At 76.6% G+C, this 13564-nt stretch carries 12 protein-coding genes; 2 read left to right on the forward strand and 10 right to left on the reverse strand.

Annotation, left to right across the window (positions count from 1 at the left end):
• Positions 1–48: 48 nt before the first annotated feature.
• Positions 49–1020 (forward strand): DUF5666 domain-containing protein, encoded by a 972-nt coding sequence (locus HC251_RS08400; RefSeq protein ID WP_219944850.1) that lies wholly within the window; start codon positions 49–51, stop codon positions 1018–1020.
• Positions 1021–1186: 166 nt separating this feature from the next.
• On the opposite strand, the gene HC251_RS08405 is transcribed toward HC251_RS08400, so the two are convergent.
• The 7 genes from HC251_RS08405 to HC251_RS08435 form a co-directional block, all read right to left on the reverse strand.
• The gene (locus tag HC251_RS08405) at positions 1187–2266 is read right to left on the reverse strand and encodes an ABC transporter ATP-binding protein (RefSeq protein WP_219944851.1); all 1080 of its coding nucleotides are present in this window, start codon (positions 2264–2266) and stop codon (positions 1187–1189) included.
• A complete protein-coding gene (locus HC251_RS08410; RefSeq protein ID WP_219944852.1) occupies positions 2263–3069 on the reverse strand; it encodes an ABC transporter permease in 807 nt (268 codons plus the stop codon). The genes HC251_RS08405 and HC251_RS08410 overlap by 4 nt, the downstream gene beginning before the upstream one ends.
• On the reverse strand, positions 3066–3851 hold the full coding sequence (gene modA / locus HC251_RS08415; protein ID WP_219944853.1) for a molybdate ABC transporter substrate-binding protein: 786 nt from the start codon (positions 3849–3851) through the stop codon (positions 3066–3068). Before modA ends, HC251_RS08410 begins: the two co-directional genes overlap by 4 nt.
• Entirely contained in the window at positions 3848–4237 is a 390-nt protein-coding gene (locus HC251_RS08420; RefSeq protein ID WP_219944854.1) for a molybdopterin-binding protein, read from the reverse strand. Before HC251_RS08420 ends, modA begins: the two co-directional genes overlap by 4 nt.
• A gap of 36 nt (positions 4238–4273) precedes the next feature.
• The gene (locus HC251_RS08425) at positions 4274–5296 is read right to left on the reverse strand and encodes an LCP family protein (protein ID WP_219944855.1); all 1023 of its coding nucleotides are present in this window, start codon (positions 5294–5296) and stop codon (positions 4274–4276) included.
• Positions 5293–5955: an FHA domain-containing protein gene (locus tag HC251_RS08430; RefSeq protein WP_219944856.1), complete on the reverse strand. Its 663-nt coding sequence runs from the start codon at positions 5953–5955 to the stop codon at positions 5293–5295. The genes HC251_RS08425 and HC251_RS08430 overlap by 4 nt, the downstream gene beginning before the upstream one ends.
• 134 nt (positions 5956–6089) lie before the next feature.
• Positions 6090–7517, reverse strand: coding sequence for an RNB domain-containing ribonuclease (locus HC251_RS08435; RefSeq protein WP_219944857.1), 1428 nt, complete (start codon positions 7515–7517; stop codon positions 6090–6092).
• 33 nt (positions 7518–7550) lie between these two features.
• On the opposite strand from HC251_RS08435, the gene HC251_RS08440 reads away from it, so the two are divergent.
• Entirely contained in the window at positions 7551–10250 is a 2700-nt protein-coding gene (locus tag HC251_RS08440; protein WP_219944858.1) for a GNAT family N-acetyltransferase, read from the forward strand.
• A 152-nt stretch (positions 10251–10402) separates the two neighbouring features.
• Here the strand turns inward: HC251_RS08440 and HC251_RS08445 are convergent, their stop codons facing one another.
• The 3 genes from HC251_RS08445 to HC251_RS08455 all read right to left on the reverse strand — a co-directional run bounded on the left by HC251_RS08445 (position 10403) and on the right by HC251_RS08455 (position 13514).
• Positions 10403–11716 carry a D-alanyl-D-alanine carboxypeptidase family protein gene (locus HC251_RS08445; protein ID WP_219944859.1) on the reverse strand — a complete coding sequence of 438 codons (1314 nt, stop codon included), beginning with the start codon at positions 11714–11716 and terminating at the stop codon, positions 10403–10405.
• 188 nt (positions 11717–11904) lie between these two features.
• Complete coding sequence (locus tag HC251_RS08450; protein ID WP_219944860.1) at positions 11905–12711, reverse strand: class I SAM-dependent methyltransferase; 807 nt, start codon at positions 12709–12711, stop codon at positions 11905–11907.
• Complete coding sequence (locus HC251_RS08455) at positions 12708–13514, reverse strand: metal ABC transporter ATP-binding protein (protein WP_219944861.1); 807 nt, start codon at positions 13512–13514, stop codon at positions 12708–12710. The genes HC251_RS08450 and HC251_RS08455 overlap by 4 nt, the downstream gene beginning before the upstream one ends.
• Positions 13515–13564 lie beyond the last annotated feature (50 nt).

Raw genomic sequence — 13564 nt, forward strand, 5'->3', positions numbered from 1 at the left:
GTTCGCCGGCGATCCTGTCGCTGGACCCCGACGACGAGGACAGAGCCGATGATCGACGACCCGACACCACCACCCGCCCCTGCGACCGCTCCCTCCACCCGGCGCCCCCTCGTGTGGGCCGCCCTCGGCGCCCTGGCCCTGGGCGTCGCCGGGGGAGGGGTGGCCGCCACCGCCCTGGCCGGGGCGACCGGACCGGACCGCCTGACCGCCGCCGACACCGCCGAGGAGAGCCCCGCCCCCGAGCAGGCCGAGGCCGACGAGGAGGACGGCGAGGGGACCGACGGCGAGGACCCCGCCGAGTGCCACGGGATGGGTGACCACGCCGGTCACGGTGCCCACGGCACGGTGACCGGGGTCGACGGCACCACCGTGACCCTCGAGGACGCCGAGGGCACGGCCACCACCGTCACGACCGACGCCGAGACCACGGTCCGCGACGTCGCCGCTGGCGAGGTCGCCGACGTGGCCGAGGGCGACACCGTCGTCGTCATGGGCGAGACCGCCGACGACGGCACCGTGACCGCCGGCCACGTGCTCGACCTGGGCAGCCTCGACCCCGACGACCTGCTCCCCGGCCGGCCCGGTCGCCCCGGCCCCTGGGGTGACGACGGCGACGCCCCCGACGGCGACGAGGGGAGCGAGGAGGCACCCGACGACGAGGCCGGCCCCGGCGGTGAGCGGTGGGGGGCCCGGTTCCGGCCCACGGTGGGGACCGTCGCCTCCGTCGACGGCGCGACCATCACGGTCACGACCGACGACGGCGACGTCGCCGTCACCACCACCGACGACACCGCGGTGACGGTGGTGACCGAGATCGCCGTGGCCGACCTGGCCGAGGGCGACACCGTCGTCGTCCGGGGCGAGGCCGCCGACGACGGCACCGTGGCCGCCGACGCCATCATCCGTGGCGACCTTGGCGAGGGCGGCCTCGGGTTCGGCCCCGGCTTCGGCCGGGGCGGCCCCGGCGGCCCCGGCGGCCCGGGCGGCCCCGGCTTCGGCGGCCACCGCCACGGCGGCTGACCCCCTCCCGCCCGGCCGGTGGGGCGGTTCTTGGTACCGATCGTGGGTCTGCGGGGCGTGATCGGTACCAGGAACGGTGGTGGCGGCCGGTGGGGCGGTTCTTGGTACCGATCGTGGGTCTGCGGGGCGTGATCGGTACCAGGAACGGTGCCTGGCCCGGCGGCCCTCAGCGGGGGTAGACGTCGAGCTCGGTGGCCTTGACGCTCACCCAGACGTCGTCGCCGGGGACGAGGGCCAGGTCGGCCAGGGCGGCGTGGGTGATGTCGGCGGTGAGGTCGACGGGCCCGGCGACCTGGACCCGGACCCGGTCGGCGGCCGCCTCAAGCCCGCTGACGACGGCCGGCCACACGTTGCGGGGGCTGCCCTCGGGCCGGGCCCGGAACAGGGCCACGGCGCCGGGGCGGATGGCGACGTGGACGCCGTCGCCGGGCCGGGCGGCGTCGGCCCCGACCGTCGCCAGGACGTGGCCGCCGCCGACCTCGACCCCGCCGTCAGCCCCGAGCACGCCGGGCACCAGCGTCAGACCGACGAGGTCGGCGACCCACCGGGAGAGCGGCCGGCGGGCGACCTCGGCGGGCGCCCCGACCTGGACCACCCGGCCGTGGTCGAGCACGACCAGCCGGTCGGTGAGGGTCAGGGCGTCGACGGCGTCGTGGGTGACGACGACCGCCGGACCGGCGAAGGCGGCCAGGTGGGCCCGCAGGACCCGGCGGACCTCGGCCTTGGTCCCGGCGTCGAGGGCGGAGAGGGGCTCGTCGAGGAGCAGCAGCGCCGGGTCGGGGGCGAGGGCCCGGGCCAGGGCGACCCGCTGCGCCTGCCCGCCCGACAGCGTCGTCGTCCGGTCGCCGGCCCGATCGGCCAGCCCGACCCGCTCGAGCCAGTCGGCCGCCACGGCGTGGGCGGTGGCCCGGGGGACGCGCCGGGCCCGCAGCCCGAAGGCCACGTCGTCGCGGGCGGTGAGGTGCGGGAAGAGGCGCAGGTCCTGGAAGACCATCCCCACGGGGCGCTGCTCGGCGGGGACGAACCGGCCGGCGCCCGGCTCGTCGAGCGCCACCCCGTCGAGGACGATCCGACCGGACGTCGCCCGCCGCAGCCCGGCCAGCGTGCGCAGCAGCGTCGTCTTGCCCGCCCCGTTGGGCCCGATCAGCCCGACGACCTCGCCGGGGGCGACGTCGAGGGCGACGACGAGGTCGAGCGCCCCGAGGGCGACCGAGACGTCGACCGAGAGGCCGGGCCCGGCCCTCACCGGGCGGAGGTCCACCGGCCCCGGAGGGCCACCAGCACCACGAGCGAGACGGCGACGAGCACCAGGCTGAGGACGACGGCGGCGCCAGGGTCGCGGTTGAGCGCCTGGTAGACCGCCAGGGGCATCGTCTGGGTGCGGCCCTGGAGGCTGCCGTTGAAGGTGATGGTGGCGCCGAACTCGCCGAGGGCCCGGGCCCAGGCCAGCACGGCGCCGGCCGCGACCGACGGGGCGATGCGCGGCAGGGTGACCCGGCGGAGCACCGTCCACCGCCCGGCCCCCAGTGTGGTGGCCGCCTCCTCCAGGCCCCGGTCGCCGGCCTCCAGGGCGCCCTGGACGGTGATCACGAGGAAGGGGAGGGCGACGAAGCTCTGGGCCAGCACCACACCGGGCGTGGAGAAGGCGAGGCGGACGCCGAGGGCGTCTTCGAGCCACGAGCCGACGGGGCTGTTGCGCCCCAGCGAGTAGAGCAGGGCGGCGCCGCCGACGACGGGCGGCAGGACCATGGGCAGCGTCACGAGGGCCCGCACCACGGACCGGCCGGGGAACGGCGAGCGGGCGAGCAGCCAGGCCAGCGGGACGCCGAGGAGGAGGCAGAGCCCGGTGCTCAGGGTCGAGGTGACGAGCGACAGCCGGAGGGCGTCGCCGACGGCGGGGGCACGCAGGACCGGGCCCAGGTCCGACCACGGCGCCCGCTGGACGAGCCCGATGACGGGCAGCACCAGGAAGGCGACGGCGGCCAGCGCCAGCGGCACCAGCGCCCGGGGGACCCGGCCGGCGGCGGGGAGCTCGGGACCGCGGCTCACGACGGTGGCGGGGGCCCGAAGCCGGCGTCGGCCAGGGCCGCCTGGCCGGCGGCGGAGAGCACGAACTCGATGAACGCGCGCGCCCCGTCGGGGTCGCCCGCGTCGGCGACGGTCGCGATCGGGTAGGTGGCGACGAGGTCGTCCCCGGTCGCGACCTCGATGCCCTCGACGGCGGCGCCGGCGGCGACGACGTCGGTGCGGTAGACGAGGCCGACGTCGACCTCGCCCGCCGCGACCTTGGTCAGCAGGGCCCGGACGTCGGGCTCGTCGGTGTCGACCGACGGCTCGACGCCGGCGGCGGCGAGCGCCTCGCGGGCCAGGCTGCCGCACGGGACCTCCTCGGCGCAGAGCCCGACGACGAGGTCCTCGGCGGCCAGGTCGTCGAGCCCGTCGACGGCGCCCGGGTTGCCGGCGGGGACGGCCAGCTCGAGGGCGTTGGTGGCGAAGGGGCGGGGCTCACCGGCGACGGCGTCGGCGGCCACCAGGTCCGCCATGGTCTCGGTGGCGGCGGTGGCCACGACGTCGGCGGGAGCCCCCTCGGCGATCTGGGTGACCAACCCGGAGCTGGGCCCGAAGGAGAGCTCGACGGTCGTCCCGGGGTGGGCGTCCTCGAAGGCGGCGCCCAGGTCGGTGAAGACATCGGTGAGCGAGGCGGCGGCGAACACGGTGACGGTGCCCCCGACGTCGCCCGACGCCGGGGCGTCGTCATCGCCGCACCCGGCCAGCACCGCCCCGAGGAGGGCGAGGGCGGCGAGCCCCGCAGCCGCCCGCCGGCCGGTCATCGAGCCAGGTCGACGAGGACGTCTGTGGCCTTGACGGCGGCGTCGGCCAGGACACCGGGGGCGAGCCCCAGCTCGTCGACGGCCTCGGCGGTGATGAGGGCCACGATGCGGTGCGGCCCGGCCTGGATCTCGACGGTGGCGGCCACCTCGTCGCGCACGACGCGGGTGACGATGCCGCGGAAGCGGTTGCGGGCCGAGAGGCCCGGTGTGCCCCGCTGCTCGCCGGCCAGCTCCACGAGGAAGGCGGCCAGGTCGGCCCCGTCGATGGTGCGGTGGCCGCGGGCGTCGCGGGTGGTCGCCAGCCGGCCGGCGTCGGTCCAGCGGCGGACGGTGTCGGCGCTGACGCCGGCCAGCTCCGCGACCTGGGTTGGCGTGAGCGAGGGCATCGGCGCATCCTACCTCGCATCTGCGAGGCGATCGCGCTAGGTGGCGAAGTCGGCGATGACGCCCTCGGCCTCGGGGGCGAGCACCACGGTGGCGCCGTCGCCGGCGTCGGAGACCGGGAGCTCGGTCTGGACGGGGTCGAGCTGGCCCATGTTCCAGGCGAAGACGAGGGCGTCGAACAGCTCCATGTGGTTGTCGATCTTGAGCCCGCCGACGAGGGCGTTGCCGATGCGGGCCAGGTGCAGCGGGTTGCGGCTGGACCCGGCCTTGCCCAGCACCTCGCGGAGGAAGACCTGCTGGCGCACGATGCGGTCGAGGTCCGACCCCGACGTCGGCTGGGGCACGCCGTCGATGACCTCCTGGTACTTGCGGCTGCGCACGTAGGCCAGGGCCTGCTCGCCGTCGAGCTCGACGTCGCCGGCCTCCTGGACGTTGAGGCCCGAGCCCTCGTCGATGGCCGGGGTGGGGAAGTTGATCGTGACCCCGCCGAGGGCGTCGACGAGGTCGGCGAAGCTGACGAAGTTGATCTCGATGTAGCGGTCGATGGGGATCCCCACGCTCTCCTGCACCGTGCGGATCAGGTTCACCGGCCCCGAGTTGTAGGCGGCGTTGATCCGGGCCCGCTCGCCGCCGAGGTCGGGCCGGGGCACCACCAGGTCGCGGGGGATCGACATCAGCCGGGCCGGGCCGTCGCCGGTGCGGAGGATGAGGATCGAGTCGGCCCGGTTGCCGTCGACGCCCTCGCGGTTGTCGGTCCCGATGAGCAGGTAGTTCGTGCCCCCGTCCGACCCGGCCAGGACGCTGTCGCCGTCCACGTCGACGTCGACGCGGTCGATCTCGTCGAACTTGGCGTTGGCGTAGAACCACCCGCCCTCCACCGCCAGCAGCAGGGCGACCACGGCGAGGCCGATCAGTCCCAGCACGATGCGGCCCGGGCCTCGGCGGCGCCCGGGTCGGCCGTCGGCGCCGATGACCCGCCGACCGGCGAACAGCGACAGGGTGACGGCCACGGCCACACCGGTCAGCACCCCCAGCACGAAGAGGATCACCAGTACCGTCACGGGGCGATCCTGGTGGCCTCGGGGTCGGACGAGGAGCCGGGCGGGGGTGGCGCCCCGCCCCCCTCGGAGTACACGACGACGGTGCCGCCGATGCCGATGCGGTCGCCGTCGCGCAGGGGCGCGACCCGGCCGTCGGGGATCCGGTGGCCGTTGAGCTCGGTGCCGTTGGCCGACCCCTGGTCCTCCACCTCCCAGCCCTCGCGGCCCTTCGACCGGCGCCGCACGACGGCGTGGGCCCGGCTGGCCCGGGTGTCCTTGATGCGGAGCCGCTGGTCGGCGCCCCGCCCGAGGGTGATGGTCTGGTCCACCAGGTCGACGCCGTCGCTGCCGTCCTCCAGCTCGAGGCGGGGCCGGCCGGCCCCCCGGGACGGCCGCTTGCCCAGCGACGGCCCGGCAGCCACGGCGGTGGCGCCGGCGGCCGGCGGGGGGGCCGCTCGCGGCGGCGCCGGCCGAGCGGCGGGCTGGCTGACCCGTATCCCGTGGGCGGCGGGGGAGGAGGGACCGGGGGCCGGGGGCCGGGGCTGCGGGCCCGGGTGCGACCGGGCCGCAGGGGCGCCGACCACCGGCACGGGCCGGGACCCCCGCCGGGCGCCGTTGATGCCCACGATCGCCAGGGCTCCGACGGCGAAGCCGGCGACGAGGACGAGGAGGTCGAGCACGGCGCGAGGCTACTGACGCGACCCCCGGCGATCGGTCACCCGGGAGGGGGCGCCCACCCCTCCGGCCCCCGGCCTGGTGCGCCGACGGTCAGGGGCAGGCACGCACCGTCGGGTGGGTCGGCGCACCCCGGTCCTCAGGCGGGGGCGAAGCGGACGGTGCGGGTCGCCAGGTCGGCCTCGACCAGGCGGACGGTGGTGCGCTCACCCAGCGGCGGCCGGCCGTCGCAGCGGGCCCGGACGGCCGGGTCGTCGAGCACCACCGTGCAGCGGTCCCGCTCGCCATCGTGCTCGACCACGGCGGCGTCGAAGGTCTCGCCCACGCGGTCGGCCAGGAGCCAGGCCTCGACGTGGTCGACGGCGGCCCGCTCGACGGACCGGGACCGCCGGCCGCTGTCGGCCAGCAGGTCGGGGAGCAGGGGCAGGGCGTCGCGCACCCAGCCGGGCACCTCGCGCCCGGCGCTCACGGCCAGGCACACCTCGGTGGCGAAGCGGTCGCCCAGCCGCCGGATCGGGGCGGTGACGTGGGCGTAGGGCGCACCGACGCCGGCGTGGCCGGGGGCCGCGGGGACGGCCCCGTCGAACGGCTTGTAGCCGGCGCCCCGGAGGAGCTCGGCGGCCAGGTCGAGGAACGCTGCGGCCCGGGGCTGGCGGGCGTCGAGGGCGGCCAGGACCTCGCCCGGCCGCGCCCCGCCGGGCCAGTCGACGCCCAGCGCCGGCGCCCCGGCGCGCAGCCTCCGGACCGTGCGCTCGTCGGGCTCGGGCAGGGTGCGGAGCAGGCCGACGCCGGCGTCGAGCATCAGCCCGGCGGCGGCCATCCCCGTCAGCAGCGACACCTGGGCGTTCCACGTCTCGACCGGCAACGGGGCCCGGAGCTCGATCGTCCACGACCCGTCCTCCCGCTGCACCACCTCCTGGCTGGGCAGGCCCAGCTCGATGGCGCCCTCCCGCCGGGCCCGGGCCACCCGGGCGGCGCCCAGGTCGGGCAGGGCCCGGGCCGCCTCGGGGGCGTCGCCGGCGTCGAGGGCGGCCTGGAGGTCGACGTAGGCGTGGCGGCTCCGGGTCCGCACGGTGGCCCGCTCGACGGAGACGTCGACCTGCTCGCCGTCACCGTCGACCTCGATCCGCCACAGCACGGCGGGCCGGTCGACCCCGGGCAGCAGGCTGGCAGTGCCCTCGCTCAGCACCGGCGGGTGCAGGGGGACGCGCCCGTCGGGCAGGTACAGCGTCTCGCCCCGTCGTCGGGCCTCGACGTCGACGGGGTCGCCGGCGGCGACGAAGGCGGCCAGGTCGGCGATGGCGTAGTGGACGATCCAGCCACCCGCCCGCTCGCCGGCGTCTCCCCCCGGTCGGGGCGCGAGGTGGAGGGCCTGGTCGAGGTCCATGGCGCCCGGCGGGTCGACGGTCACGAACGGGATGTCGGTGGCGTCGCGCCGCTCGGACCCGAGGGTGTCGGCGGCCCGGGCGGCGGCCGCCTCGACCTCGGGCGGGAAGCCGGTGGGCAGCTCGAGGTCCCGCCACACGGGGGCGAGGTCGAGGTCGGTGTGGAGGGGCCGGCGACGCACGACGACTGTCTACCGGTCGGTACCCTCTCCGGTGTGGTCGACGACGTCGCAGAGTGGGAGGCCGACGTCGTCCTCTCCGACGGCGGCACCATGCACGTGCGGCCCATCCGGCCCGACGACGGCGAGCGGCTCCTGCGCTTCCACGAGCGGCAGTCGCCCGAGAGCATCTACTTCCGGTACTTCAGCCCCCGCCCCCGGCTGAGCACCACCGACGTCGAGCGGCTCACGAGCGTCGACGGCGTCGACCGCATGGCCTTCGTCGGCCTGATCAACGACGAGATGGTCGGGGTGGCCCGCTACGACCGCTACCCGGCCCAGACCGTGGCCGAGGTCGCCTTCTTCACCGACGACCTCCACGCCGGCCGGGGCATGGCCACGGTGCTGCTCGAGTACCTCGCCGCCGCCGCCCGCGAGGCCGGCATCACCGGCTTCACCGCCCAGGTCCTGCCCACCAACCGGCGGATGCTCGGTGTGTTCAAGCAGGTCGGCTTCGGGGTCACCACCCGGTTCAGCGACGGCGTGATCGAGGTCGAGTTCCCCATCGAGCCGACCGACGAGGCGCTGGCCAAGATGGCCGAGCGGGCCCGGCGGGCCGAGGCCCAGTCCGTCGCCCGCATCCTGGCGCCCCGGTCGGTGGCCGTGATCGGCGCCTCCCGGCGGCCCGACAGCCTGGGCCAGGCCGTGTTCCGCCGCCTCCTGGCCGGGGAGCTCGACGGCCCGGTGTACCCGGTGAACCCCGAGGCCGACGTGGTCGCCAGCGTCCGGGCCCACCCGTCGATCCTCGACGTGCCCGACGAGATCGACCTCGCCATCGTCGTCGTCCCCGCCGACCAGGTCCCCGAGGTGGTCGAGCAGTGCGGGCGCAAGCGGGTCCAGGGCCTGGTGGTCATCTCCGCCGGGTTCGCCGAGACCGGGGCCGAGGGCGCCGAGCGGGAGCGCCGCCTGCTCGAGCAGGCCCGGCGCCTGGGGATCCGCCTCATCGGCCCCAACACCATGGGGGTGGTCAACACCGCTCCGGACGTCCGGCTGCTGGCCACCTTCGCCGACGTGGCGCCGATGCCGGGCCGGGTGGCGGTGTCGTCGCAGTCGGGGACGATCGGGGCCGCCCTGCTCCGGCGCCTCGGCCAGCTCGGCCTCGGGGTGTCGTCGTTCGTGGCCACCGGCAACAAGGCCGACGTCTCCGGCAACGACCTGCTCCAGTACTGGGAGACCGACGACGCCACCGACGTGGTGATCCTCTACCTGGAGTCGTTCGGCAACCCGCGGAACTTCGCCCGGATCGCCCGGCGGGTCGGGCAGGCCAAGCCCATCGTGGCGGTGAAGGCCGGCAGCGCCCTGGCCGCCCGGGGCGCCGACCGGGGGATCGACGGTCGGGGCGACGGCTTCGCCGGGCCGACCCGGGCCGGCAGCCGGGCCGGACTGGAGAGCGAGGAGGTGTCCGACGCCCTGCTGGCCCAGACCGGCGTGATCCGCGTCGACACCCTCGACCAGCTCTTCGACGTCACCCGGGTGCTGGTCGACCAGCCCCTGCCGGCCGGCCGCCGGGTCGCGGTGCTGTCGAACTTCTGGGGGCCGGCGGTGCTGGCCGCCGACGCTTGCGTGGCCGCCGGGCTCGAGCTGGCCGACGTCGACGGCCGCCTGGAGCCCAAGCTCGGCGACGACCTGCTGCCCGGCACCCGGGTCGGCAACCCCTTCGAGCTGACGTCCGACGCCGGCCCCCGCCAGCTCACCGTCGCCGCCCGGGCCCTCCTCGACGACCCCGCCGTCGACGCCCTCCTCGTCCTCCACGCCCCGTCGCTCGACGGCGAGGTCGAGCCCATGGCCCAGGCCCTCGGCGCCGTCGCCGCCGAGAGCGCCAAGCCCGTGGTCGCCTCGTTCCTCGGGTCGGTCCTGCCCGGCGAGCGACCGGCCGGCGCGGTCCCCGTCTTCGTGTTCCCCGAGGGAGCGGCCCACGCCCTCGGCCGGGTGGCCCGCTACGCCGAGTGGCGGGCCCGCCAGACCGGCACCGTCCCGACGGTCGAGGGGGTCGACGGCGACGGCGCCCGCGAGCAGGCCACCGCCCTCGTCGCCGGCCTCGGCGCGGACCCCGACACCCCCGTCGTCGTGACCCTGGACTCGGCGGTGGCCCTGCTCGGCTCGGTCGGCGTCACGCCGGTGCGCCAGGAGGTCGTCTCCTCGGCCGACGACGCCGTCGACGCGGCGACGTCGATCGGCTGGCCCGTCGCCCTCAAGGCCGTCGCCATCGAGCGGCCGTCACGGACCGAGGAGGGCGGCGTCGCCGTCGACCTCTTCGACGAGGACGACCTGCGGCGCTCCTACGGCCGGATGGCCGCCGTGCACGGCGACGCCATGGTCGTCCAGGAGATGGCCCCCAGCGGGGTCGACTGCCGCATCGCCATCGACCAGCACCCCGTCCTCGGGTCGGTCCTCGGCTTCGGCCCCGCCCTCGCCGGCCCCCTGGCCCGCCGCATCCTGCCGCTGACCGACGACGACGCCCTGGACCTGGTGGACCACGGGCCCCTCGCCGACGAGCTGGCCGAGGTCGCCCCCGCCGGCCGAGCCGCCCTCGTCGACGTGCTGCTGCGCCTCTCGGCCCTGGCCGACGCCGTCCCCGAGCTGGCCCGGGTCCGGGTCGGCCCCGTCATCGTCAGCGACGCCCGGGCCGCCGTCACCGACATCCGCGTGACGCTCACGGCCCTGCCCACCGAGCCCCCGGTCCGCCGTCTCGCCTGACGCGCCGGTCAGGGCCACGGATGGTGCCAGGCACCATCCGTGGCCGGGTCGCGCTCATCGGAACGACCTCCGTCGCCCTCCTCGGTCCTGTTCGCGCCAGGCGACATCGGTGTCCGGCAGCGGTGTCAGAACGGCGATGCTGGCCCGGGTCGCTAGTTGCCGTTGACGGACCAGTGCCAGGACTCCGACGGCAGGTTGTACATGCCGTAGGAGGAGGCGTTGCCGCTGAGCCAGCGGAAGCAGGCCGAGCTGCGGCTGCAGTTCGAGAAGTCGATGGCCAGGCCCAGCTCGTGCTGCGAGGAGCCCGGCTTCGCCGTGGGCGGGCTGCACTGCGAGGAGGGCATCTCCCAGATGGCGTAGTAGCTCGAGCCGCAGTTCTGGCGGCGGAGCTCGATCTGGCGGGAGGGGTCGCGGTAGCCGCCACCCGAGAGCGAGACGCCGGAGGCGGCGGCGGCGTTGACCATGGCCGTGACCTGGCTGGCGATCTGGCAGTTCACGGTGATGCCGGCGGCGTTGCAGAGCGACACGCCGTTGCCGCTGCCGACGGGGCCGCCGCTGGGCGGCGCGCTGGCCGGCGGGGGGTTGGCGGCGGGGGGATCGGCGACGGGACCGTCGCTCTCGCGGCCGTCGTCGCTGTAGGCGGGACCGGACGGCTGGGCGGCGGCGGCCGCGGCTGCGGCGGCGGCGTCCTCGCGGCGCTGGGCCTCCTGCTGCTGCCAGAGGAGGATGGCCCGGGCCTCGGCCTGCTCGCGGAGGATCTCGGCCGACAGATCGGCCTCCTGCTGGCCGAGCTCGAGGGCCCGCGCCGTCTCGTTGTCGATGCGCTCCTCGACCTGGGCGGCGAAGGCGGCCTGCTGGTCGCGGGCGGTCTCGACGCTGGCGAGGCGCTCCTCGACCTCGGCCCGGCGGGCGGCGGCCCGCTCCTCGGCGGCCTCGGCCTCGCGGCGCTGCACCCGCAGGTCGGCCTGGGCGGCGCGGACCTGGTCGACGAGGTCGTCGTCCTCGGCCGAGCGCACGTCGAGGATGGCCCGGCGCTTCACCATGTCGGTGGCGTTGTCGGCGTCGAGCACGGCGACCGAGCCGGCCCCGCCGTCGGACGCGGTGTAGGACTCGACCATCTGCTCGCGGAGGCGCTCCTCCAGCTCGGCCAGGTGGGCCTCGGCGTCCTCGATGCCCTCCTGGGCCCGGGCCTGGGCGGCCTCGGCCTCGGCGACCTCGCGCTCGGCGCTGGCCAGGGCGGCCTCCTCGGCCGCGACCTGCTCCTCGAGGTCGGCGATGGCCGCCATGACCTCGGACTGCTCGGCCTCGAGGGCGTCCACGTTGGCGGCGGCGGCGGCCTGCTCCTGGCGGACCCGCTCGCGCTCGCGCTCGGCGTCGGTTTCGGCGCCGACGCTGGTGGGGAGCAGCAGCGCGGCGATGATCGCGACCGAGATCGTGAGGACGATCGGCAGGCGGCGCGTGGGCACAGGCGGTGTCTCCGGGTCGATGGGGGTGGGATGGGGGAAGTGGTGCAGGCCGGGCCCAGGGGGCGTAGCGGTCATCAGACTGTAACAAACTTCATCGTCGCCACAAGTTCCCCTGCCGCAAAGGCTGCCACCGGGTGGCACCCGCCACGCGGATGGGCACGGCCCCGCGAAACCACCCGTCTGGGGGATCAGGGCTCGGCGAAGGTCGCGACGGTGTAGGCCAGCGGCAGCTCGATCCCGTCGGGCCCCTCGGTGCCGAGCTCGGCGAAGAGGGCGACGACCTCGGCCCGGGCCGGGGCCCACCCGTCGCCGAGGGCCTGGCGCAGCACGATGACCGGCGCCGCGTTCTCCTCGCAGACGGCCATGGCCGCGTCGGCGGACGGGACCCGCCAGGTGATGGTGCGCTCGGCGAAGGCCAGGGCGTCGGGGTCGATGGCGAAGATGCCGGGCAGCAGCTCGGCCCGGCCCCAGTCCCGGGGGGACGGGCCAGCCGGGGGGAGGTCGGGCACGTGGCTGCGCAGGGTCTCGGTCATCAGGTCGAAGAGGCCCCCGATGGCCCAGGCGGTCACGCCGACGGTGCCGCCCGGCCGGCAGGCCCGGCGCAGCTCGCCGGCCACCCGCTGCTGGTCGGTGGCGAAGATGGCGCCGAAGCTGGACAGGACGCGGTCGAAGCCGTCGTCGTCCACGGGCAGGTCGGCCATGTCCGCCTCGTGCCAGGTCACCCGGTCGGCGAGGCCCGAGGCCTCGGCCCGGCGGGCGGCCTCCTCCAGGAGGGGCGGCGTCAGGTCGACACCGGTGACGTGGCGGGCCCCCGCTCGGGCGGCGGCGAGGGTGGTGTTGCCGGTGCCGCAGGCGACGTCGAGGACGTCGAGGCCCTCGACGCCGACGGTGGCCACCAGGTCCTGCCCGGCGGCGGCGAAGACGTCGCCCATGGTGGCGTAGCTGCCGCGCGACCACATCTGGCGGGTGGCGTCGAGGGGGTCGGTGTCGGTCATGGCTCTCCTCGGCCCGGGCCGCTCCGGGGGCCCGGGCGGTCGTCGTGGTCGTGGTGGTGGTGGTGGGGGTCGTCGAGCAGGAGCACGTTGTCGCCCATGGTGACGAGGCGCCCGCCGTAGGCGTCGCCCAGCCCGCTCTCGGTCAGGACCTCGTCGGGCGGGCCCACGCCGACGACCCGCCCGGCCAGCAGGACGACGAGGTCGGCCCGCCGGGCGTCGGCCAGGTCGTGGGTCGAGGTGACGACGGTGCGCCCGGCGTCGCGCTCGGCCTCGACGGCGGCGTCGATGAGCGTGTGGGAGACGGCGTCGAGGGCCGTCACCGGCTCGTCGAGCAGGACGAGGTCGGCCTCCTGGGCCAGCCCCTGGGCGACGAGCACGCGCTGGCGCTGTCCCCCCGAGAGCTCGGACAGCTGGCGCCGCCGGAGGTCGCCCACGGCCAGCCGGTCGAGGGCGGTGTCGATGGCGGCGCGGTCGACCCGGGTCAGCCGGCCCAGGACGCCCCCGTGGGGGTAGCGGGCCATGGCCACCGCCTCGCCCACGGTGAGGGGGAGGGACCGGTCGACGTCGGTGGTCTGCAGCACCAGGCTCACACCCCCACGTCGTCTGGCCGCCGCCACCTCCAGCGTGCCGGACCGCGGGGCGAGCAGCCCGGCCATGGCGCGCAGCAGCGACGACTTGCCCGACCCGTTGGGCCCGATCAGGGCGACGGTGCGGCCCTCGGGGATCGAGAAGGTGGCGTCGGCCAGGGCGACGCGGGTGCCGTAGGCGAGGGTGAGGTCGGTGGCGGTGACGGCGGCGGGCATGGCCGGCCGACCCTACCCCGCCCGCCGCTTGCGGAATGAGAACCGTTCTC

The organism is Iamia sp. SCSIO 61187, assembly GCF_019443745.1.
Lineage (GTDB): Bacteria > Actinomycetota > Acidimicrobiia > Acidimicrobiales > Iamiaceae > Iamia.

Bases quoted from the DNA above. Each gene is read 5' to 3' on its own strand.
- HC251_RS08400 (WP_219944850.1), top strand. From the start codon at position 49: ATGATCGACGACCCGACACCACCACCCGCCCCTGCGACCGCTCCCTCC.
- modA (WP_219944853.1), bottom strand. From the start codon at position 3,851: ATGACCGGCCGGCGGGCGGCTGCGGGGCTCGCCGCCCTCGCCCTCCTC.
- HC251_RS08420 (WP_219944854.1), bottom strand. From the start codon at position 4,237: ATGCCCTCGCTCACGCCAACCCAGGTCGCGGAGCTGGCCGGCGTCAGC.
- HC251_RS08450 (WP_219944860.1), bottom strand. From the start codon at position 12,711: ATGACCGACACCGACCCCCTCGACGCCACCCGCCAGATGTGGTCGCGC.
- HC251_RS08455 (WP_219944861.1), bottom strand. From the start codon at position 13,514: ATGCCCGCCGCCGTCACCGCCACCGACCTCACCCTCGCCTACGGCACC.